At 58.9% G+C, this 19,519-nt stretch carries 19 protein-coding genes; 10 read left to right on the top strand and 9 right to left on the bottom strand.

The genetic code is table 11. From position 1 onward, the window contains the following. Nucleotides 1-53: 53 nt before the first annotated feature. Genes ygfZ through AKL27_RS09590 form a run of 3 tightly spaced genes read left to right on the top strand, consistent with a single transcriptional unit; the run spans nucleotide 54 to nucleotide 2,216 of the window. Entirely contained in the window at nucleotides 54-1,124 is a 1,071-nt protein-coding gene (gene ygfZ / locus AKL27_RS09600; protein WP_050462581.1) for a CAF17-like 4Fe-4S cluster assembly/insertion protein YgfZ, read from the top strand. 7 nt (nucleotides 1,125-1,131) lie between these two features. Then, nucleotides 1,132-1,419, top strand: coding sequence for a DUF4936 family protein (locus AKL27_RS09595; protein WP_050462580.1), 288 nt, complete (start codon nucleotides 1,132-1,134; stop codon nucleotides 1,417-1,419). Beyond that, a complete protein-coding gene (locus AKL27_RS09590; protein WP_050462579.1) occupies nucleotides 1,410-2,216 on the top strand; it encodes an NRDE family protein in 807 nt (268 codons plus the stop codon). Before AKL27_RS09595 ends, AKL27_RS09590 begins: the two co-directional genes overlap by 10 nt. Nucleotides 2,217-2,818: 602 nt before the next feature. On the opposite strand, the gene AKL27_RS09585 is transcribed toward AKL27_RS09590, so the two are convergent. Both AKL27_RS09585 and AKL27_RS09580 read right to left on the bottom strand, forming a co-directional pair. Then, entirely contained in the window at nucleotides 2,819-4,138 is a 1,320-nt protein-coding gene (locus tag AKL27_RS09585) for a dicarboxylate/amino acid:cation symporter (protein ID WP_050462578.1), read from the bottom strand. A 353-nt stretch (nucleotides 4,139-4,491) separates the two neighbouring features. After that, entirely contained in the window at nucleotides 4,492-4,917 is a 426-nt protein-coding gene (locus AKL27_RS09580) for a GNAT family N-acetyltransferase (RefSeq protein WP_050462577.1), read from the bottom strand. A 165-nt stretch (nucleotides 4,918-5,082) separates the two neighbouring features. On the opposite strand from AKL27_RS09580, the gene AKL27_RS09575 reads away from it, so the two are divergent. Beyond that, nucleotides 5,083-5,613 (top strand): cytochrome b, encoded by a 531-nt coding sequence (locus AKL27_RS09575; protein WP_050462576.1) that lies wholly within the window; start codon nucleotides 5,083-5,085, stop codon nucleotides 5,611-5,613. A gap of 39 nt (nucleotides 5,614-5,652) precedes the next feature. On the opposite strand, the gene AKL27_RS09570 is transcribed toward AKL27_RS09575, so the two are convergent. Both AKL27_RS09570 and AKL27_RS09565 read right to left on the bottom strand, forming a co-directional pair. Then, nucleotides 5,653-6,117, bottom strand: coding sequence for a PaaI family thioesterase (locus AKL27_RS09570; protein ID WP_050462575.1), 465 nt, complete (start codon nucleotides 6,115-6,117; stop codon nucleotides 5,653-5,655). A gap of 81 nt (nucleotides 6,118-6,198) precedes the next feature. Continuing rightward, entirely contained in the window at nucleotides 6,199-6,501 is a 303-nt protein-coding gene (locus AKL27_RS09565) for a Dabb family protein (RefSeq protein ID WP_050462574.1), read from the bottom strand. Between the two features lie 135 nt (nucleotides 6,502-6,636). Here AKL27_RS09565 and AKL27_RS09560 point away from each other — a divergent pair, with 135 nt between their 5' ends. Both AKL27_RS09560 and AKL27_RS09555 read left to right on the top strand, forming a co-directional pair. Beyond that, a complete protein-coding gene (locus tag AKL27_RS09560; RefSeq protein WP_050462573.1) occupies nucleotides 6,637-7,251 on the top strand; it encodes a 3'-5' exonuclease in 615 nt (204 codons plus the stop codon). Nucleotides 7,252-7,419: 168 nt separating this feature from the next. Continuing rightward, on the top strand, nucleotides 7,420-9,087 hold the full coding sequence (locus AKL27_RS09555) for an MFS transporter (protein WP_050462572.1): 1,668 nt from the start codon (nucleotides 7,420-7,422) through the stop codon (nucleotides 9,085-9,087). Between the two features lie 88 nt (nucleotides 9,088-9,175). Here the strand turns inward: AKL27_RS09555 and AKL27_RS09550 are convergent, their stop codons facing one another. Continuing rightward, nucleotides 9,176-9,379: a type 2 periplasmic-binding domain-containing protein gene (locus AKL27_RS09550; protein WP_050462571.1), complete on the bottom strand. Its 204-nt coding sequence runs from the start codon at nucleotides 9,377-9,379 to the stop codon at nucleotides 9,176-9,178. Between the two features lie 29 nt (nucleotides 9,380-9,408). Between AKL27_RS09550 and AKL27_RS09545 the strand changes: the two genes are divergently transcribed. The 4 genes from AKL27_RS09545 (at nucleotide 9,409) to AKL27_RS09530 (ending at nucleotide 15,268) form a co-directional block, all read left to right on the top strand. Continuing rightward, nucleotides 9,409-9,726 (top strand): AtuA-related protein, encoded by a 318-nt coding sequence (locus AKL27_RS09545; RefSeq protein WP_050462570.1) that lies wholly within the window; start codon nucleotides 9,409-9,411, stop codon nucleotides 9,724-9,726. A 141-nt stretch (nucleotides 9,727-9,867) separates the two neighbouring features. Beyond that, nucleotides 9,868-11,079 carry a formate-dependent phosphoribosylglycinamide formyltransferase gene (gene purT / locus AKL27_RS09540; RefSeq protein WP_050462569.1) on the top strand — a complete coding sequence of 404 codons (1,212 nt, stop codon included), beginning with the start codon at nucleotides 9,868-9,870 and terminating at the stop codon, nucleotides 11,077-11,079. Nucleotides 11,080-11,242: 163 nt separating this feature from the next. Continuing rightward, nucleotides 11,243-12,838 (top strand): L-aspartate oxidase, encoded by a 1,596-nt coding sequence (gene nadB, locus AKL27_RS09535; RefSeq protein WP_050462568.1) that lies wholly within the window; start codon nucleotides 11,243-11,245, stop codon nucleotides 12,836-12,838. Between the two features lie 162 nt (nucleotides 12,839-13,000). After that, a complete protein-coding gene (locus AKL27_RS09530; RefSeq protein ID WP_408609762.1) occupies nucleotides 13,001-15,268 on the top strand; it encodes a patatin-like phospholipase family protein in 2,268 nt (755 codons plus the stop codon). Between the two features lie 23 nt (nucleotides 15,269-15,291). Here AKL27_RS09530 and AKL27_RS09525 read toward each other — a convergent pair whose 3' ends face one another. From AKL27_RS09525 to nadA, 4 genes are all read right to left on the bottom strand, one after another. Beyond that, entirely contained in the window at nucleotides 15,292-16,125 is an 834-nt protein-coding gene (locus tag AKL27_RS09525; protein WP_050462567.1) for an alpha/beta hydrolase, read from the bottom strand. Then, the gene (locus AKL27_RS09520) at nucleotides 16,122-17,408 is read right to left on the bottom strand and encodes an MASE1 domain-containing protein (protein ID WP_050462566.1); all 1,287 of its coding nucleotides are present in this window, start codon (nucleotides 17,406-17,408) and stop codon (nucleotides 16,122-16,124) included. The genes AKL27_RS09525 and AKL27_RS09520 overlap by 4 nt, the downstream gene beginning before the upstream one ends. Nucleotides 17,409-17,495: 87 nt before the next feature. Continuing rightward, entirely contained in the window at nucleotides 17,496-18,383 is an 888-nt protein-coding gene (gene nadC / locus AKL27_RS09515) for a carboxylating nicotinate-nucleotide diphosphorylase (RefSeq protein WP_050462565.1), read from the bottom strand. Further along, nucleotides 18,380-19,519, bottom strand: a complete 1,140-nt coding sequence (gene nadA / locus AKL27_RS09510; protein WP_198155927.1) for a quinolinate synthase NadA — start codon at nucleotides 19,517-19,519, stop codon at nucleotides 18,380-18,382. Before nadA ends, nadC begins: the two co-directional genes overlap by 4 nt.

The following is a 19,519-nucleotide window of genomic DNA, read 5'->3' as shown; positions in this document are numbered from 1 at the left end:
CACTATAATCGAGGCATCAATGATAATCGCTGAAGCCCCCGGCAACCTAATTTATGACTGAATTGAATCATCCGAATCCCGACTGGCTCGCATTTTTGCAGCAACAAGGAGCGCGTTTCGACGAGCAAAATGCCATCGAAGTTCGCTATTTTGGGGCGGCACAGACGGACTGGACAGCACCAACCGATTTTGTGGCGCCGCTGACCGACCTCGGATTGATTGCCATCGCCGGCGACGATGCCGCCAGCTTCTTGCATAACCAGATCACCAATGATGTTGAAAAGCTCGACCTGAATACCGCGCGTCTGGCCGGCTATTGCACCCCCAAGGGTCGCCTGCTGGCAAGTTTTCTGCTGTGGAAAACCGCCGACGCCATCTTTTTGCAGTTGCCGCTGGCATTGCAGCCAGCGATTCAAAAGCGCTTGCAAATGTTTGTCATGCGTTCCAAAGCCAAGCTGAGCGATGGCGGCGCCCGACATGTGGCGCTGGGCCTGTCCGGCGCTGCCGCCGAGAGCGTGTTGCAGACTTGGTTTCCAAGCTTGCCGGCACAGCCTTATCAAAAAATCGATAACGCCCACGGCACCCTGATTCGCGTCGCCGACGGCGACAGCAATGCGCGCTATCAATGGATTACCGACACCGCCAGCGCCATCGCCGCGTGGCCGCTGTTGAGCAGCAAACTGACTGCACGCGGCGCCTCGGCATGGCGTCTGGGCGAGATTCAGGCCGGTGTGCCGCAGATCACCGCCGCCACCCAGGAACAGTTCGTGCCGCAAATGATCAACTTCGAACTGATCGGCGGCGTCAACTTCAAGAAAGGCTGCTACCCCGGGCAGGAAATCGTCGCGCGCAGCCAGTATCTCGGAAAACTCAAGCGACGCGCAGTATTGGCAACGATTGCCACGACCGGCGTCAAGGCCGGCAACGAAGTATTTTCCAGCGCCGACCCGGACCAGCCGTGTGGCATGGTGGTCAATGCCGAACCCGATGCTGTCGGCAGCTCCCTGTGTCTGGTGGAAATCAAACTGGCCGCCATCGACAATGGCAGTATCCATCTCGGCAGCGTCAGCGGCCCGGCGCTGCAATTGCAGCCGCTGCCCTACGAATTGGCTGATCCGCAGTAAGCCGATCATGGATCTCTATATTTATTACCGCGTGTGCGGCGCCCAGGCCGATGCCCTGCAACAGCAAGTCGGGCGCATGCAGGCGACGCTGTCGCAAGCATACAAAGTGGCCACCGGACTGAAGCGCCGACCGGAAGAAAAAGACGGCTGCCACACCTGGATGGAAGTCTATCTCGATACCCCGGAACAATTTGAAATCGCCTTGCAGCAACATGTGCTGGCGGCCGATCTGGCAGCGCTGATCGATGGTCCGCGTCACATTGAACGTTTTCTGGATGTATCGCCATGTGCCTGATCATTTTTGCCTGGAAGGTGATCCCCGGCATGCCGCTGATTGCCGCCGCCAATCGCGATGAATTTCACGACCGCCCGGCCAGTCCCGCCGCATGGTGGCCGGATCACCCGAATATTTACGCCGGCCGCGACCTCAAGGCCGGCGGCACCTGGCTCGGCGTCACCCGCGACGGTCGCTTCGGTGCCATCACCAACGTCCGCGCGCCCGGTGAACGCAACCCCGACGCGCCCTCGCGTGGCGCGCTGGTATCCGACTATCTGGCCGGCAACCTCAGTCCGACCGACTACATTGCCAGCATTGATGCCGATGCCGACCGCTACAACGGCTTCAATCTGCTGATCGGTGATCGCGACACCATGCTCTGGTTTTCCAACCGTGGCCGCGATGATCCGCGCAACGGGCAACCGCTCGGTTATGGCATCTACGGCGTATCCAACGGCCTGCTCGACACACCCTGGCCGAAACTGACCCGGGCCAAAGCCCAGTTCGCCAGCCTGCTGTGTCAGGGAGCCCCCGAAGAAACCTTTTTCGAAATGCTGACCGACAGCACCCGGGCCAATGATTGCCGCCTGCCCAGCACCGGTATCAGCCTGGAACTGGAACGTGTACTGTCCTCCATCTTTATCTGCTCCGAAGGCTACGGCACCCGCGCCTCAACCATCGTCCGGGTGCCGATCCTGGGCGAACCGGCATTGAGCGAGCATGTGGTCGATCTGAGTATCGTGCGCGATGCACCGTCGACCGAAACGCAGGATAAAACCTCGCCGTGTCGTCTCAAGCGTAGCCGCGAAGCGTAAGAACCCGAGGCGACAGCCGGCAGAAATAATGAAATCGTATAACTGATATACGAGAAATAAAGTAGCCGGATATGGTGCAGAGCATTAAAGTTGCACCTGTCTCCTCCAATTTCCTCCTAAAGAATTGGATTTAGCCCTCAGCCGCAAGGTTCGAGGGCTTTTTTTTGCCCGTATTTTCCTGCGTCGGAACGGCAGGCAGAACATGTCTTTTTGACATGACCGGTATCTGACCGGCAACTTCCTCGCCCCTGTCTCCCCTGATGTTTTTCCAGCCCGTGTTGGCGTCTTGTTATCATGGTGCACTGCAAAATGACTAATTGATGATTTAGGTCCACAATCGCATCAAATAAATCCAGTCCTGCGGCGGCTGCGAGGAGACTAAAGGCCTGTAACGTCTTGTCGTTACGGGCCTTTTCATTTGTCGGTCCGGCATGTGCACAGCGGTTTGATGCCGGGATTGCCCGAGCATTTCCTGCACTGCTCGCCGCCCCGGCGCGACATGAAAAAAAACGGCAGCATGACTTTATCGTCATGCTGCCGTTTTTTATTGCCGTTGCCGCTGCGGTACCGATCACGGCACGCAGTGCACTACCGCTGAATGCTCAGTGCGGCATCTTGGCATTGGTGTGGTCGAGCACCTGTTCCGGCGCATCGGCTTCTTCAGCGGTTTCGCCGTTGAGATGCGCATGCAGGCGTTTTTCATCGAGCTCGTTGCTCCACTTGGCAACCACCAGTGTCGCCACGCCGTTACCAATGGTATTCGTCAGCGCCCGCGCTTCCGACATGAAACGGTCGATACCGAGAATCAGCGCCAGTCCGGCTACCGGTACATGCCCCACTGCCGACAAGGTTGCCGCCAGCACGATGAAGCCGCTGCCGGTGATGCCCGCTGCGCCCTTGGAGGTCAGCAGCAATACCGCCAGCAAGGTCAGTTCCTGGGTCAGCGTCATAGGCGTATTGGTCGCTTGCGCAATGAATACCGCCGCCATGGTCAGGTAAATTGCCGTGCCATCCAGATTGAAGGAATAACCGGTCGGGATCACCAGACCAACCACCGTCTTCTTGGCGCCCAGATTTTCCATCTTGGCCAGCATGCGCGGCAATACCGATTCCGACGACGAAGTACCGAGCACGATCAGCAATTCTTCCTTGATGTACTTGATGAATTTCCAGATGCTGAAGCCATGCAGTTTGGAGATCGTCCCCAGCACCACAAAAATGAAGATCAGGCAGGTCAGATAGAAGGTTCCCATCAGCTTGCCAAGTGACAGCAACGACCCCACACCGTATTTGCCGATGGTGAAGGCCATGGCGCCGAAAGCACCGACCGGCGCCACTTTCATGATGGTGCCGACAATCGAGAACAGGACGTGCGAGATTTTTTCGATGAGGTCGAATACCAGTGTGCCGCGGCCGCCGAACTTGTGCAGCGCGAAACCGAACAGGACCGAAATCAGCAACACCTGCAACACGTCGCCCTTGGCAAACGCATCAACCATGCTGAGCGGGATGATGTTCATCACGAAGTCGGTGGTGCTGGTCATCTTGCCCGGTGCGGTATAGGCCGCGATGCTCTTGGTATCGAGCGTGGTCGGATCGATGTTCATGCCGACGCCCGGCTGCAATACATTGACCAGCACCAGACCGACAATCAATGCCAGCGTGCTGACCACTTCAAAGTACAGCAGCGCCAGACCGCCGGTCTTGCCGACTTTCTTCATGTCTTCCATGCCGGCGATACCGAGCACCACGGTACAGAAAATCACCGGCGCGATGATCATCTTGATCAGCTTGATGAAGCCTTCCCCAAGCGGCTTCATGGCCTCGCCGGTTTGCGGATAGAAATGGCCCAGCAGCACGCCAATGGCGATGGCTACCAAAACCTGGAAATAAAGCGATTGATAAAGCGGCTTCTTGGCCATTTGAATCTCCGTTTGTTGTAACAGGAAACAGCTGATTCACCAGATTTTGTGCTATCCATATTACTCGGATGACATGCCGACTCAAGTCAAATTTCCATGTCGGCGAGCCATCTGCGGGGCTGATTCAGTCAACTCCCGCGCTTTCCGGATAGCACTATCCGTGCTGCGGGCGCAAGTATGCTCCCGCCCTGTAGTCCTTGATATTGTGGGAAACCACAAGAACCTTTCAGGAAACATTTCCAGAAAACAATGCACAAAGATCAATGACAGAAACACATCGGTGGCAGCCGCCGGCTGAAGCGGCGAGGCCACGATGCTGATGTCGCGTCTGGAGTCAGACGCCGTGGAGCACCTTATTTCAATGCCGCCCGCATATGGATATGGGGAATCCCCGCATCCATGAACTGTTCGCCTTCACGGACAAAACCGTGCGCCACATAAAACGGTTCGGCATGGGTCTGGGCATTCAATACCACTTCACTGTCGCCGCGTTCCCGGGCCGCTGCCATCAAGGCTTTCAATACCGCGCTGCCGATGCCCTGCCCGCGCCCGGCCTTGCGCACTGCCATGCGGCCGATATGACCATCCGGCAGCAACCGTCCGGTAGCGATGGCGGCATTGCCGGCATCGTAGGCCACGGCATGCACGCACACCGCGTCCATGTCGTCCAGTTCAATTTCCGGCGGCACTTGCTGCTCGATGACGAATACTTCTTGCCGGATGGCCTGTGCATCCGGTTGCAGAGTTTCCCAAGGGCCGACGCTGATACGAAAAGTCATGATACGAATACCTGTTTGAAGAAAAATTGATCAAGAATAACTGCGATGCAAATCTGCATTGACATCGACAGTCAGTTTGGCAGTATAGGCGAAGCAACATGAAATACGCGCGGATCCGCTTTCTGATCCGTTCTCAGCCAGCCTTGTTTTTAGCCAACCGAGACCATGACCCGCACCCATTACCACCCCGCCTCGATTTTTTTGCACTGGTTCATTTTCCTGCTGTTCGTCATCGCACTGGCGACCATCGAATATCGCGGTGAGGTACCCAAGGGCGATCCGCTCCGGGACACGCTGAAAACCGTACACATGCTGGCCGGCCAACTGGTGTTTCTGGCACTGCTGTTGCGGGTGGCAGCCCGTTTCCGGTTCGGGGTACCGCCGGAAGTTGCCGGTCCGCGCTGGCAAACCTGGAGCGCCGGCGTAGTACATGGTTTGCTGTACCTGACGATGCTGGCGTTACCGGTAACCGGCGTGCTGTTCACCCAGGCCGGCGGCAAGGACGTCAGCTTTTTCGGACTGACGCTGCCGCATCTGATTGCCGCCTCGCCGGACTTGAAAACCAGCATCAAGGCGGTGCATGAATTCATTGGCAATGCCGTCTACTATCTGGTCGGACTGCATGTACTGGGCGCGTTGTGGCATCACCTGATACTCAAGGATGGGACGCTGCGCCGGATGTTGTCGGCCCGCTAGCGTAACCATGGCAGCGCAGGCTGCCTTGGCCGATTGCGTTCAGTTGCCCGGCAACTGCACACCGTTGCCGGCACCGTGACCGACGCGGTCGCCAACGTCAATCCGTTTGATGAATTTGAACGTGCCCATGGCCTTGGCTACCAGTTGGTCCTGGTTCCACAATTCCGCTTCGCAGAAACACATGGTGGTGGAACGGTAATAGGCGCGGCCCTTGGCCACGATGGTGTCGCCCGGCTTGCCGGCCGGCCGCAGAAAACTGCTGGTCATATCGACGGTGGCCGACGATTTGGCTTCCGGCACCAGCGTGCGCGCAGCCAGTCCCATGGCGACATCCATCAGCGTCATCGAAATGCCGCCTTGCGCCACCTGCCAGCTGTTCATGAACTCGGGCCGCAGATACAGCGCCATGCTGGCGTTGCCATCACCGAAACTCAACACTTCCACTCCGAGGTTTTCCAGATAGGGATTACCGCCGGCGAAAGCGTCAGATAAAGAAATATTCATAATTGAATGCATCCGGATAACGTCGTCGACCTCATCCTTGCAACGACCTCAAAAAAAACAGCGTGAAAATTCGGATTCGCTTCAGACTTCGTAATCCATGCATTGCCGTGCTTCGCGAATGGCCGCGATGAACGGTTTGATGGCAACGTGCTCAGGATGATTCTGATATGCGTCCAGCACTTCCTGTGACGCAAACTCGGAATACAACACCACGTCGTAGCTGGCTTCCAGTCCCGGCTGCGCCAGTGCCGCTTCGAATTTCCCCATGCCCGGCACGAGGCCGATACAGCCATCCAGCAAGGCCTTCATTTTGCGCGCATTGGTTGCCTTGTCAGCGCCTTCGGCGTGTTCCTTCAGTTTCCACATGACGATGTGCTTGAGCATGTCTTTCTCCGATTTCTGCAAAACCGTAATGATAAGCGAAAGCCCCGCCGCCGGCGCTGTCACTGCCGGTTTTGCGAGCGATACCCGGTGCCGTATTAAAATGCCGGTTCTTCTTCTGCCTGAAAGTATGTTGTCGTGATTGCCAAACCTGTCGTCATGCTGGACTTTGAAACTACCGGACTGAGCCCGGCGCAAGGGGCGCGCATTACTGAAGTCGCGGCACTGCGCATCATCGACGGTCGCATCGTGGAACGCTTTGTGTCGCTCATCAATTGCGAGGTCTATATCCCGTCCGACATCACGGCGCTGACCGGCATTACCCAGGCTATGGTCGACAGCGCACCGCCGGTAGCCAAAGTGCTGCCTGAATTGTTGCGCTTCATCGGCAACGATGCGCTGGCGGCACACAATGCCAGTTTCGACGCCAAGTTTCTGGCGGCCGAAAGTGAGCGGCTGGCATTGCAAGCGGCGTATTCGGAATTGATTTGTTCCTTGCTGTTGTCACGGCGTCTGGCGCCCGGCCTCGGCAGCTACAGCCTGTCGCGGCTGGCCGCCAGTCTCGGCATCCGCTTTTCCGGTCAGGCCCACAGAGCCGAAGCCGATGCCGAAGTCTCAGCGCAGGTCTTGCTGCATTTGTGCGCGCAATTGCAGCGCCGCCATGGCCGGCAAGTCGAGCCAGCAATGCTGGCCGCGATCAACCGTTTGCCGGCGGCCAAGGTGCCCGGCTTTCTGCAACAACAGGCGGCATGACGGCAGTCTCCGGGTGCATTGCAGCAAAAATCCGCTGTAAGCTTGTGTAAGTTTCAAGCAAGCATGATGTAAGTTTGGCGTCGCACACTCCGTACGTGCACAAATGGCGCCAGCGTAATTTGGCGGCCAGTTTGTACATCCATTACATCAATAATCAAGGAGACAAGCATGGCGACAGCTTCGGTCAAATCGACCGCGCACACCATTACACCGGAAGAGCGGAAAGTCATTTTCGCTTCTTCGCTCGGTACCGTTTTTGAATGGTACGACTTTTATCTGTACGGCTCGCTGGCGGCAATCATCGCCAAGCAGTTCTTCGCCGGCACCGATCCCAATACCGGTTTCATCTTTGCGCTGCTGGCGTTTGCTGCGGGCTTTATCGTGCGTCCGTTCGGCGCACTGGTATTTGGCCGTCTGGGCGACATGATCGGTCGTAAATATACGTTCCTGGTCACCATCCTGATCATGGGCGCGTCGACCTTCATCGTCGGCATCCTGCCGAACTATGCCTCCATCGGCATCACCGCACCAATCATCTTGATCATCCTGCGCATTCTGCAAGGTCTGGCACTGGGCGGCGAATACGGCGGCGCGGCAACCTATGTTGCCGAACACGCTCCGGAAGGCCGTCGCGGCGCGTTCACCGCGTGGATCCAGACGACTGCAACGCTGGGCCTGTTCCTGTCGCTGCTGGTGATTCTGGGCGTGCGTACTGCCATCGGCGAAACTGCATTTGCCGACTGGGGCTGGCGCATTCCGTTCCTGGTATCGATCGTTCTGCTCGGTATCTCGGTCTGGATCCGCTTGTCGATGAATGAATCGCCAGCGTTCCTGAAGATGAAAGCCGAAGGCAAAGTCTCCAAGGCACCGCTGACCGAAGCATTCGGCCAATGGAAAAACCTGAAGCTGGTGATTCTGGCGCTGGTCGGTCTGACAGCCGGTCAAGCCGTGGTCTGGTACACAGGTCAGTTCTATGCCCTGTTCTTCCTGACCCAGTCGCTCAAGGTGGACGGCCCTACCGCCAACATCCTGATCGCCCTGGCACTGCTGCTGGCTACCCCGTTCTTCATCGTGTTCGGTTCGCTGTCCGACCGTATCGGCCGCAAGCCGATCATCATCGGTGGCTGCCTGATCGCGGCGCTGACCTACTTCCCGATCTTCGCCGGCCTGACCCACTATGCCAATCCGGCACTGGAAGCCGCACTGAAGAACGCACCGGTGATCGTCACGGCGGATCCGGCAACTTGCCAATTCCAGTTCAATCCTACCGGCACCAAGAAGTTCACATCGTCGTGCGATATCGCCAAAGCGAAATTGTCAGCGGCTTCGGTGAACTACGAAAATGCAGTGGGCGCACCTGGTTCGGTGACTACCGTCAAGATCGGCGAGCGCATCATCAATTCGTATGATGCCAATGGTCTGAGCAAGGAAGATGCTGCCGCCAAGGACAAGGCCTTCTCGAAAGAGCTGGCTGACGACATCAAGGCTGCCGGTTATCCGACCAAGGCTGATCCGGATCAGATGAACAAACCGATGGTCTTGCTGCTGCTGTTCATCCTGGTGCTGTATGTGACCATGGTGTACGGTCCGATTGCAGCGGCGCTGGTGGAAATGTTCCCGACCCGCATCCGCTACACATCGATGTCCATGCCTTACCACATCGGTAACGGCTGGTTCGGCGGTCTGTTGCCAACCACTGCCTTCGCACTGGTCGCATACAAGGGCGATATCTACTACGGCCTGTGGTATCCGATCGTGATCGCACTGGTCACCGTGGTCATCGGTACCCTGTTCGTACGGGAAAGCAAAGACAACAACATCTACGCCGAAGACTGAGCGCAAGCGCGGCGAGCCGCTCTGCCGGCAACGGCAAGAGCGGCACCCGCGAATCGTTGAATGCCGTCCTTCAATAATATTGAGCCGCTCAGGATACCGGTCCCGAGCGGCTTTTTTCATGGATCAGCTCCAGCATGCCCTGCACCGCAATCGACAGACTGCGTCCGCGCACATGCACGATCAGCAATGGCCGCACCAGCTCCGGCGCATCCAGCGGAATCGCCACCAGTTGCGGATGATTGAACCAGGTCGTGGCAATGCTATCGGCGCTGGTAGCGCGCAAACCGGTCAAGGCCGGCGTGCATTTCGAGCTGAATTGCCATGTTATTACGCGATATTGCCCATTCCCGCGCCGGCGACAAAGGCGACATTTCGACTATTTCGGTGATCGTCAACCATCCCGACGATTATCCCTTGCTGGAACGCTGGCTGACCGCCGAACGCGTGCGTCAGCACTTCAGCGGCATCGTGCACGGCGACGTCGTGCGCTATGCCTTGCCACAATTGCACGCTTTCAATTTTGTCATGCAACAGGCGCTGGGCGGCGGCGTTACCCGCTCGCTGGCGCTCGATGCCCATGGGAAATGTCTCAGCGGTGTCATGCTGGGCATGGTGGTAGACGGCTTTCGCATTGCCTGAAACGATTTAGCAAATGCAAGAATGGCTGTCCAAATCAGTGAAGATTTGGTATCTTCGCGCGATTGATGCGCTCAGTTGCCCGCGCAATTGTCGCCTTCGCTCGCATTCACTATTTGATATTCACTCTTGCCCACCATTGATATGAAGACTCCTGTTCGCCTCGGTACGCCGCTTTCCCCTTCCGCCACCAAAGTGATGTTGCTTGGCTCCGGCGAGCTCGGCAAAGAAGTCATCATTGCGTTGCAACGTCTGGGCGTGGAAGTGATCGCCGTTGACCGCTATGAAAATGCCCCCGGGCAACAAGTGGCGCATCGCGCTTACGTCATCAACATGACCGATGGCGCCGCGCTGGCCGAGCTGATTGCCAAAGAACAGCCGGATCTGGTGGTGCCGGAAATCGAAGCGATTGCCACTGAAACACTGGTGGAACTGGAACGCGCCGGCAAAGCCACCGTGATTCCGGCAGCGCGTGCCGCATGGCTGACCATGAACCGCGAGGGCATCCGCCGTCTGGCTGGTGAAACGCTGGGTCTGGCGACTTCGCCTTACCGCTTTGCCGACAGTCTGGAAGAATTGAAAGCCGCCACCGGTCAGATCGGTTTCCCTTGTGTGATCAAACCGGTCATGTCGTCGTCCGGCAAAGGCCAGTCGAAAATTGACAGCGCCGCGGAAGTCGAAGCCGCATGGAATTACGCCGCCGCCGGTGGCCGCGTCGATGCCGGCCGCGTGATCGTCGAAGGCTTCATCGACTTCGATTATGAAATCACCTTGCTGACCGTGCGCTCGCTCAATGAAAACGGCGATGTCATCACCAGCTTTTGCGAACCGATCGGCCACGTGCAGGTGCAAGGCGATTATGTCGAATCCTGGCAGCCGCATCCGATGCACCCGACCGCGCTCGACAAGGCCCGCGACATCTCGCGCAAAGTCACCGAAAATCTCGGCGGCCTCGGCCTGTTCGGCGTTGAGTTGTTCGTCAAGGGTGAAATGGTCTGGTTCTCGGAAGTCAGCCCGCGTCCGCATGACACCGGCATGGTGACCATGGTCACGCAAGTGCAGAGCGAATTCGAATTGCACGCCAAGGCAATTCTCGGCTTGCCGGTCAATGTCGCGCTGCGCTCACCGGGCGCTTCGGCCGTGATCTACGGCCAGCACGACGCCAAGGGCATCGCCTTCGAAGGTGTCGCCGATGCCCTGCGCATTCCCGGCACCGACATCCGTCTGTTCGGCAAGCCGGAATCGTTCCGTCGTCGCCGCATGGGGGTGGCACTGGCCGCCGCCGATGATATCGATACTGCCCGCATCCGCGCCAAGCAAGCCGCAGCCAAGGTCAAGCCGGTCATCCCCGGCTAAGCAGCAGAACAGGTTCACAGCAGCGAACGCCGGCGTGCGTTCGCGCTGATGGATGAAGTACCCGGCCGCCTCCGCGCCAGCCGTCAAATCAGCCTCGTCATCAGTGAATTCGCGCCGCTCGGTATAATGCGATCACCACCTCAATTTATTCGGACACACTCCCATGAAGTTTGATGTCGCCATCATCGGCAGCGGCCTGGCAGGCTTGTCGCTTGCGTTGCACCTTGCCCAACAGAAAAAAGTCGTCATTGTGTCCAAGGGCGAATTGCTCGATGGCGCCAGCAACTGGGCCCAGGGCGGCATTGCAGCCGTGCTCGATTCGGGCGACAGCCATGATCAGCACATCTCCGACACGCTGATTGCCGGCGCCGGCCTGTGCGATGAAGACGCCACCCGCTTTATCGTCGAACACGGTCGCGAAGCGATTGAATGGCTGATCGAACAAGGTGTGCCATTTACCCGCGATGATCAGGCCGAACTCGGCTATCACCTGACACGCGAAGGCGGCCACAGCCAGCGCCGCATCATTCATGCCGCCGACGCTACCGGCCATGCGGTGCAAGTCACGCTGGAACAACAAATTCGTTCCCATCCGAACATCACCTTGCTGGAATATCACTGCGCCATTGACGTGATCAATTCCGACAAGCTCGACCCGCAACAGCCGGCGCGTTGCGTCGGCGTGTATGTACAAGACATCAAGCACGACCGGGTCATCACGATTGCCGCCGACCAGACGGTGCTGGCCACCGGCGGCGCCGGCAAGGTGTATCTGTACACCTCCAACCCGGACTCTGCCACCGGCGACGGTATTGCCATGGCATGGCGCGCCGGTTGCCGGGTCGGCAATATGGAGTTCATCCAGTTCCACCCGACCTGCCTGTACCATCCGTTTGCCAAATCCTTCCTGATCAGCGAAGCCCTGCGCGGCGAAGGCGCGCTGCTCAAGCTGCCGCAAGCCGCGGGCGCCGCTGCCGGCACCCGTTTCATGCCGGCCCATGATGAACGCGAAGAACTGGCGCCACGCGACATCGTCGCCCGCGCCATCGATTTTGAAATGAAAAAACGTGGCCTCGATCACGTCGATCTGGACATCAGTCACCAGCCCAGGGAATTTCTGGAAGAGCATTTCCCGACCATCATGGCGCGCTGCCTGGAGTTCGGCATCGACATCACACGCCAGCCGATTCCGGTGGTACCGGCCGCGCACTATACCTGTGGCGGCGTGGTCACCGATATGTCGGGCTGTACCGACCTGCCGGGGCTGTACGCCATCGGCGAAACCGCCTATACCGGCCTGCACGGCGCCAACCGGCTGGCCAGCAATTCGCTGCTGGAATGTCTGGTGCTGGGGCGGGCGGCGGCGCAGCACATCGAGCAACAACCGAAACCGCCGGCGTGCACTTTACCGGCATGGGATGAAAGCCGTGTCACCAATGCCGATGAAGAAGTCGTGATTTCGCATAACTGGGATGAGCTGCGCCGCTTCATGTGGAATTACGTCAGCATCGTGCGTACCGACAAACGATTGCAACGCGCCCTGCACCGCATCCATTTGCTCAAGGAAGAAATCGACGAGTACTACGCTCACTTCCGCATCACGCGCGACTTGCTGGAATTGCGCAATCTGGTCGAAGTGGCATCCCTGATCGTCAACAGCGCACTGGCACGCAAGGAAAGCCGCGGTTTGCATTACAGTCTGGATTATCCGGACACACTGGCCAGCACCACGCCGACCATCCTGACGCCGGAAAAGTAAATCCCCGCGCTCCCCGCAAACGCCGGCTGTCTGCAATTGACGACAGCCGGCGTTGCATTATCAACGGATCAACGATCCTGATACCGCTGCGACGCGACTGACTTCATTGGCGGCAACAATCTGGTTTACCATGCGAGACACCCAAACCCGATAACGATTGCCGTGCCCAGCCCTCTTCCTTTTCATTGCAAATACTGGCTCGCTGCCGCCCTGATCTGGAGCGTCAGCAGCCACGGTGCACAGGCAGCCGCAGCCGAGCCGGCAGCCGCCGCCGCAACGTCCCGTCCCCGTATCGGCCTCGTGTTGTCCGGCGGCGGCGCGCGCGGCTACGCCCATCTCGGCGTACTCGAATATCTGGAAAAGCTGCATATCCCGATCGACTATATTGCCGCCACCAGCATGGGCGCACTGATCGGCGGCCTGTATGCCAGCGGCATTGCCCCTGATGAACTGGAACAGAAACTGTCGGGCGTCAATCTCGGCGATATCGCCTTCGACCGCAATGAACGCGCCAAGCTGCCGCAATCGCAACGGGAAGATGATTTTCAATATCCGATTTCGATTGCCGCCGGTTTCGGCGACGGCAAAATCAAGGTTGCGTCCGGGCTGGTACAAGGCAATAACTTGCTGGCGCTGCTGCAAAACTGGACCGCGCGCTTGCCGGCCGATATCGAGTTCAAGAATTTGCCGATCCCGTTTGAAGCAGTGGCTACCGATCTCGGCAAGGGTACCGAAGTGGTGTTGCGCCAGGGTTCGCTGTCCCGCGCCATGCGCGCCAGCATGGCAGTGCCGGGCTTGTTTGCGCCATTCCAGGTAGATGGCCGCACGCTGGTCGATGGCGGCCTGGTCGCCAATCTGCCAGTGCAGCAGGCACGCGACATGGGCGCCGACATCATCATCGCGGTCAACATTGCGACGCCGCTGCAAGATCCGTCGGCACTGCAATCGCCGACCGCAGTGGCACAACAGATGGTGGGCATTCTGATCCAGCAGAACGTCAAGGCCCAAAAAGCGCTGCTGACCAGCAACGATATCTTGATCGAGCCCGATCTCGGCAGCATGACCTTCACCGATTTCGCGCGCGGCAAGGATGGCATCAATGCCGGCTGGGAAGCGGCCCAGCAACAGAGCAAAAGGCTGACCGAACTGGCGCTGCCGCCGGCCGAATGGGAGCACTATCTGGCCTCACGCCGGGGCGACAACTTCCTCGCCAAAGACACTCGCATCGATGCCATCGAAATCAATACCCATGGCAAGATCCCGGCCTCCTATGTGCGGCGGCAATTGAGCGTGCAGGACGGCGATGTGTACGATGGCAGCGCCCTCAATCAGGAATTGTCGCGGCTGTCGACCAACGGTGATTTCAACAATGTGACGCAGGAGCTGGTGCGCAAGGATGGCCGCAACATTCTCAAGATTGATGCCGAGGAAAAACCGTGGGGTCCACAATACTTGCTGTTCGGACTCGGCGTCTCCAACAACTTCGATGGCCGCGGCGGCTTCAACCTGCAACTCGGCCATCGCTATCCGTGGCTCAACGCCAGTGGCCTCGAATGGCGCAACGATGTGGTATTCGGCAATCAACGCGCAGAATTCCATACCGAGCTGCGGCAACCGTTATGGGAAAACAGCGGCGTCTATCTGGCACCGTATGCCGAACTGACGCGCCGCCGCGTCGACATCTATCTCGATGGAGCCGATGCCAAAGCCAGTCCGGTCAATCAGTATCGGATCGATACCGCCCAGGCCGGAGTTGATGTCGGCATCCCGCTGGCGCGGCTGGGCGAACTGCGGCTCGGGGTGAATTACCAGCGCATCAAGTACACCCCGACGTATAACTTCGCGACCGCCTACGGTGACGCCTTCGATACGACACAAACCTCACAGCCGGGGGTGCGGGCGCAATTGACGATAGACCAGCTCGACGATCCGCTGTTTCCGCGCAAGGGTTATTACATCCGAGCCGAAGCCAATCGCGGTTTCGGCGGCGATGAACGGCGCTACAGCGATGTGCAGCTGAAGACCTTGTGGGCCTTCAATCGCGACCGTCACACCATCAATCTGGCACTGGAAAGCGCCAGCAGTCTCGGCGGCGAAGGCGGCGAAGGTTTCTTCCTCGGCGGCTTCCAGCGCTTGTCGGCCTATGCACCGGATCAGTTCTTCGGCTCTTATCTGCTGTACGGACGCATCACCTACCTCAACGATCTGCAAGACTTCAATCTGGCCGGGTTGCGCAATCCGGTGCTCGGCACCAGCCTGGAACTCGGCAACATCTGGCAGCAGCGCGACAACTTCGGCAACGGTCCTTACAAAAAGAGCGCCAGTGTCTTCGTCGGTGGCAGCAGCCCGATCGGGCCGGTCTATCTAGGCGTGGCAGTGGGGCCACAGGGCCTGTGGAATATTTATCTGCAACTGGGCCGGGTGTTTTAAAGCGGCGGCTGCACGGCGTCGGCTTATTCGTCGGCGTCTGCCGCCGGCACCACGCCGCGAGCCCGGCGCGGCGGCCGTGGCGGTGGCGCGTCGAAGCCGAAAAAAGTCAGTACGCTGGCGGCCACCAGCTCGCGATCATTGTCGACGCAAATCATGTGATAGCTGTCTTCCAGTATCACCGTGCGCGCATCGGGAATATGCTGCTGCAAAAACTCGGCTGACTTCAGACTGGTCAATTCATCTTCGCGCGCATGCACAATCAGTGTCGGGCAGGTGATCGCGGTCGCACCATCCATCACCCATTGCCGCAGACGATCAACCTGCCGCACACAGGCCAGCGGCACCCACGCATAATGGAAATTATCGCCACGGGCGAATTTGGCTTTCACCACCGCGCGCACCAACGCATTCTTGATCCCGAACGGTTCGCCCTCTTCCACCCGCATGCGGGAGGCCACGCCCGGAATCAGATAAAACAGATGGCGCAGCTGGCTATACCACGGCGTCGACCAGCCATCGATATAGATCGGCGGTGCCAGCGTCACCAGCTTGCCTGCGGTGTGCTGCACCCGCTGGCACAAGGCAGTCGCCAGCAAGGCGCCCATGCACATGCCGATCACGTGCAACTCCTGATACTGCGGCCGCAATTCCTGATACAGCGCGGTTACCGCATCGAGCCATTGCTCGGCCCGCACCGGGATCAAATCCTCCGGCTGGCCGCCATGTCCGGGCAAGGTAATGCTGTGGATTTCAACGCCGGCCCGCAGCAATGCCTTGTGCATCACGCCCAGATCAAACTGGGTACCGCCCAGTCCGTGGATCAGCAAAGCCCCGGTGCGAACCGCAGTGGCAGTCATTGCACACTCCGCGGCAAGCCGACCTCCGTCTCGGTAAGGTGCCAGACACCGGCTACCAGCGACAGGCTGTCGTCCACTTCCAGCAGGCTGCGGCTCATGTCGGTGACAATGCTGACACTGCCGGCCGGCAACCGCAGGCGAAACTGGAAGTCGGGACGGCTATCGGCATCAGGATCGCCGAGCCAGCGTCGCCGCAGCAGTTCGCGATCAGCTTCATGCACATGTGCCAGCACCTGTGCCAGCGTACTCAGCTGCTTGCCCGGCAAGCCCAGCAAATCGACCGTATCGCCACTCCACGACATGGTCTGCGTGATCGGATCAAGGCTGTACACCAGTTGACGGCTGACCGTCAGCGCCAGTTCGACATTGCTTTTCCAGCGCACTGCACTCTCATGCAATTGTTCGCGCGTGGTCTTGAGTGCGCTGGTCAGCAACGACAGCAAAGCCGCAATCGCCAGATAAACCTGCGATTCCAGCAAAGCATGGCTGGCGTGAAAGCGTGCCAGATCGACAAACGGCCCCTTGCCGGCAGCAGTGTAGCCAAACGTCATCAAGGCCAGCGCAGCGACCGCCAGCGAACCGCCGCGCCCGCCCCATAACAAGGTCACGGCGGCAACAAAAAACAGCGGTACGTAAGTGGTGGCGATATCGATATCCAGCAGCACGCGGTCGATATTGCTGTCGAAAGCGACATAGGTTGTCAGCAGCAAGGCCGCAAACGATAACAGGCCGAGGATGAAATCACTGCGCGCGATGCCGCCGGAGCGGCTGGCGCGGAACCGCGACCAGCCGACGATCACCGGTGTGACGATCAGGATCGCGACCAGATCGGAGGCGGCCCAGACCCGGGCGGTGGGCCAAAATGGCACGTTCTGGACGAAATAAAACCAGCTGGCACCAATCAGGCCGCTGATGGCGCCGCACACGATACTGACAAGCAACAGCCAGCGCACGAAAAACAGGCCTTCCATCGGAAAGGAAGCGCGTCGCACCAGCGCGACGACAATCGCGGCAACACCGATTTCATTGAGGGCAAACAAGGCAATCCGCAACAGGTTGCGATGTTCCACCCAGCCCAACAGCATTTGCGCCACGAACAGACTTATCAGCAATGGCCACCAGCGCCGCCGCAATGTGAGCAGCAAGGCGCTCACGGTAATCCCGGCCGGCAACCAGATATAACCGGTAGCGGCAAACGGGCCGTTGAGCAAATGTGAGAGATAGCCTGCGACGAAATACAGCACGCCCCAGATCAGTGGTGCTGTCAAACGGTGTTCTTTCACGAAGTTCCCCCCCTGAGTGAAATCGCAAGGTGACCATGCCAAGTCACCGTGACGGCAGCATCTCCCTTGATGCTGCCGTCGTGCGTCTTAACCGATGATGCGCAGTGAATAATCGGTAGCGCGGATATCTTTGGTCAGGCTGCCAATGGAAATGCGATCAACGCCGGTTTCGGCAATCGCCCGCACGGTATCCATGTTGATGCCGCCGGACGCTTCCAGCAACGCGCGGCCGGCGGTGTGCACCACCGCTGCGCGCATCATGTCGGTTGAAAAATTATCCAGCAATACCGATGTGGCGCCGGCATCCAGTGCCTCGCCCAGTTCGTGCAGGCTTTCCACTTCGATCTGCACCGAGACCCCGGCATTGAGCTTGTGCGCGGCCTGCATGGCAGCACGGATGCCACCGGCGGCGGCAATGTGGTTTTCCTTGATCAGGATGCCGTCGTACAAGGCCAGCCGCTGATTGAGACCACCGCCGACCCGGACCGCGTACTTCTGCGCCAGGCGCAGGCCCGGCATGGTCTTGCGGGTATCGAGGATGCGCGCGTTGGTGCCGGCCACGACATCGACGTAACGGCGCGTGGCGCTGGCGACGCCAGACAGCAATTGCAGGAAATTGAGAGCGCTGCGTTCGGCCGTGAGCAAGGCACGCGCCGGACCTTCGATGGTGCAGACCATGTCGTCGGCCGCCATCTGCGCGCCTTCGGCATGCAGCCATTCGATGCGCAGGCGTGAATCGAGGCGCTGCATGACCGCTTCGAACCACGGCGCGCCGCACAGCACGGCCGCTTCGCGCACGATCACGCGGGCTTTGACATGTTCATTTTCCGGCACCAGCAAACCGGTCAGGTCGCCATTGCCGACATCTTCGCTGATGGCATTGTTGACATTGGCGTCGAATGCCGCCGCGAGCGCTGCATCGAATGGTGCAAACGGATTGTTCAGACTGCTGTTGGTGCTGAGGGAAAGACTCATGCTGGACCGATTCCTGCAAACAGTTTTTGTTCATTCGCCAGATCGGCGGACGGACGTACATTGGCTTTTTTCTGCGCCGCGAAATCCAGCATGCGGTCGATGCAGACACTGGCCTTGCGGCCGAGCGCCGGATCGACGTGAATTTCGTTGCTGCCGGTGAGCAGCACATGATGCAGGTTTTGCAAACCGTTCATGGCCATCCACGGGCAATGCGCGCAGCTCTTGCAGGTGGCGCTGTTGCCGGCGGTCGGGGCGTCATAGAACACTTTGCCGGGCGCGGCCATGCGCATCTTGTGCAGAATGCCGTTGTCGGTGGCGACAATGAATTCGCGCGCATCAAGTTGTTGCGCGGCGGCGATCATTTGCGATGTGGAACCGACCATGTCGGCTTGCGCCACCACTGCTGCCGGCGACTCCGGATGCACCAGAATCTTGGCGTTCGGATGTTCCTTGCGCAGCAGCTCCAGCTCGACCCCCTTGAATTCGTCGTGCACCAGGCAGGAGCCTTGCCACAACAACATATCGGCGCCGGTCTTTTGCTGGATGTAGCCACCGAGATGCTTGTCCGGCGCCCACAGGATTTTTTTGCCCTGGGCATGCAGATGCGCCACGATCTCAAGACCGATGGAAGATGTCACCATCCAGTCGGCGCGCGCCTTGACGGCAGCGCTGGTGTTGGCGTACACCACCACGGTGCGGTCCGGATGGGCGTCGCAGAAAGCGGTAAATTCATCGACCGGGCAACCCAGATCGAGCGAGCACGTTGCGTCCAGGTCCGGCATCAGGATACGTTTTTCGGGACTCAGGATCTTGGCGGTTTCGCCCATGAAACGCACGCCTGCGACCACCAGCGTCTGTGCCGGATGATCACGTCCGAAGCGCGCCATTTCCAGCGAATCGGAAACGCAGCCGCCGGTTTCTTCAGCCAGATCCTGCAAATCGGAATCAACGTAGTAATGGGCCACCAGTACCGCCTGCTTTTCCTTGAGCAAACGTCTGATGTCCTGCTTGAGCGCAGTTCGCTCCGCCGCCGTCGGCGTCGCTGCAACCCGCGCCCACGCATTGGCAGTACAACTGCTGCCTGTCTCCATATGCGGCTGTTCGAATTCGACAACCTTGATTGCTGTAGCTTGCAT

The organism is Herbaspirillum autotrophicum, from assembly GCF_001189915.1.
GTDB classification, from domain to species: Bacteria; Pseudomonadota; Gammaproteobacteria; order Burkholderiales; family Burkholderiaceae_D; genus Herbaspirillum; species Herbaspirillum autotrophicum.
The sequence above is the reverse complement of the archived record's forward strand: the minus strand, read 5'-3'. Positions and strand labels throughout refer to the sequence as shown.

Excerpts from the sequence above, each read along its gene's own strand:
- AKL27_RS09590 (WP_050462579.1), top strand. The coding sequence starts at position 1,410 with ATGTGCCTGATCATTTTTGCCTGGAAGGTGATCCCCGGCATGCCGCTG.
- ygfZ (WP_050462581.1), top strand. The coding sequence starts at position 54 with ATGACTGAATTGAATCATCCGAATCCCGACTGGCTCGCATTTTTGCAG.
- nadC (WP_050462565.1), bottom strand. The coding sequence starts at position 18,383 with ATGAGTCTTTCCCTCAGCACCAACAGCAGTCTGAACAATCCGTTTGCA.
- AKL27_RS09570 (WP_050462575.1), bottom strand. The coding sequence starts at position 6,117 with ATGAATATTTCTTTATCTGACGCTTTCGCCGGCGGTAATCCCTATCTG.
- AKL27_RS09545 (WP_050462570.1), top strand. The coding sequence starts at position 9,409 with ATGTTATTACGCGATATTGCCCATTCCCGCGCCGGCGACAAAGGCGAC.
- AKL27_RS09525 (WP_050462567.1), bottom strand. The coding sequence starts at position 16,125 with ATGACTGCCACTGCGGTTCGCACCGGGGCTTTGCTGATCCACGGACTG.
- nadB (WP_050462568.1), top strand. The coding sequence starts at position 11,243 with ATGAAGTTTGATGTCGCCATCATCGGCAGCGGCCTGGCAGGCTTGTCG.
- AKL27_RS09575 (WP_050462576.1), top strand. The coding sequence starts at position 5,083 with ATGACCCGCACCCATTACCACCCCGCCTCGATTTTTTTGCACTGGTTC.
- AKL27_RS09595 (WP_050462580.1), top strand. The coding sequence starts at position 1,132 with ATGGATCTCTATATTTATTACCGCGTGTGCGGCGCCCAGGCCGATGCC.
- nadA (WP_198155927.1), bottom strand. The coding sequence starts at position 19,519 with ATGCAAGCTACAGCAATCAAGGTTGTCGAATTCGAACAGCCGCATATG.
- purT (WP_050462569.1), top strand. The coding sequence starts at position 9,868 with ATGAAGACTCCTGTTCGCCTCGGTACGCCGCTTTCCCCTTCCGCCACC.
- AKL27_RS09585 (WP_050462578.1), bottom strand. The coding sequence starts at position 4,138 with ATGGCCAAGAAGCCGCTTTATCAATCGCTTTATTTCCAGGTTTTGGTA.
- AKL27_RS09580 (WP_050462577.1), bottom strand. The coding sequence starts at position 4,917 with ATGACTTTTCGTATCAGCGTCGGCCCTTGGGAAACTCTGCAACCGGAT.
- AKL27_RS09555 (WP_050462572.1), top strand. The coding sequence starts at position 7,420 with ATGGCGACAGCTTCGGTCAAATCGACCGCGCACACCATTACACCGGAA.
- AKL27_RS09565 (WP_050462574.1), bottom strand. The coding sequence starts at position 6,501 with ATGCTCAAGCACATCGTCATGTGGAAACTGAAGGAACACGCCGAAGGC.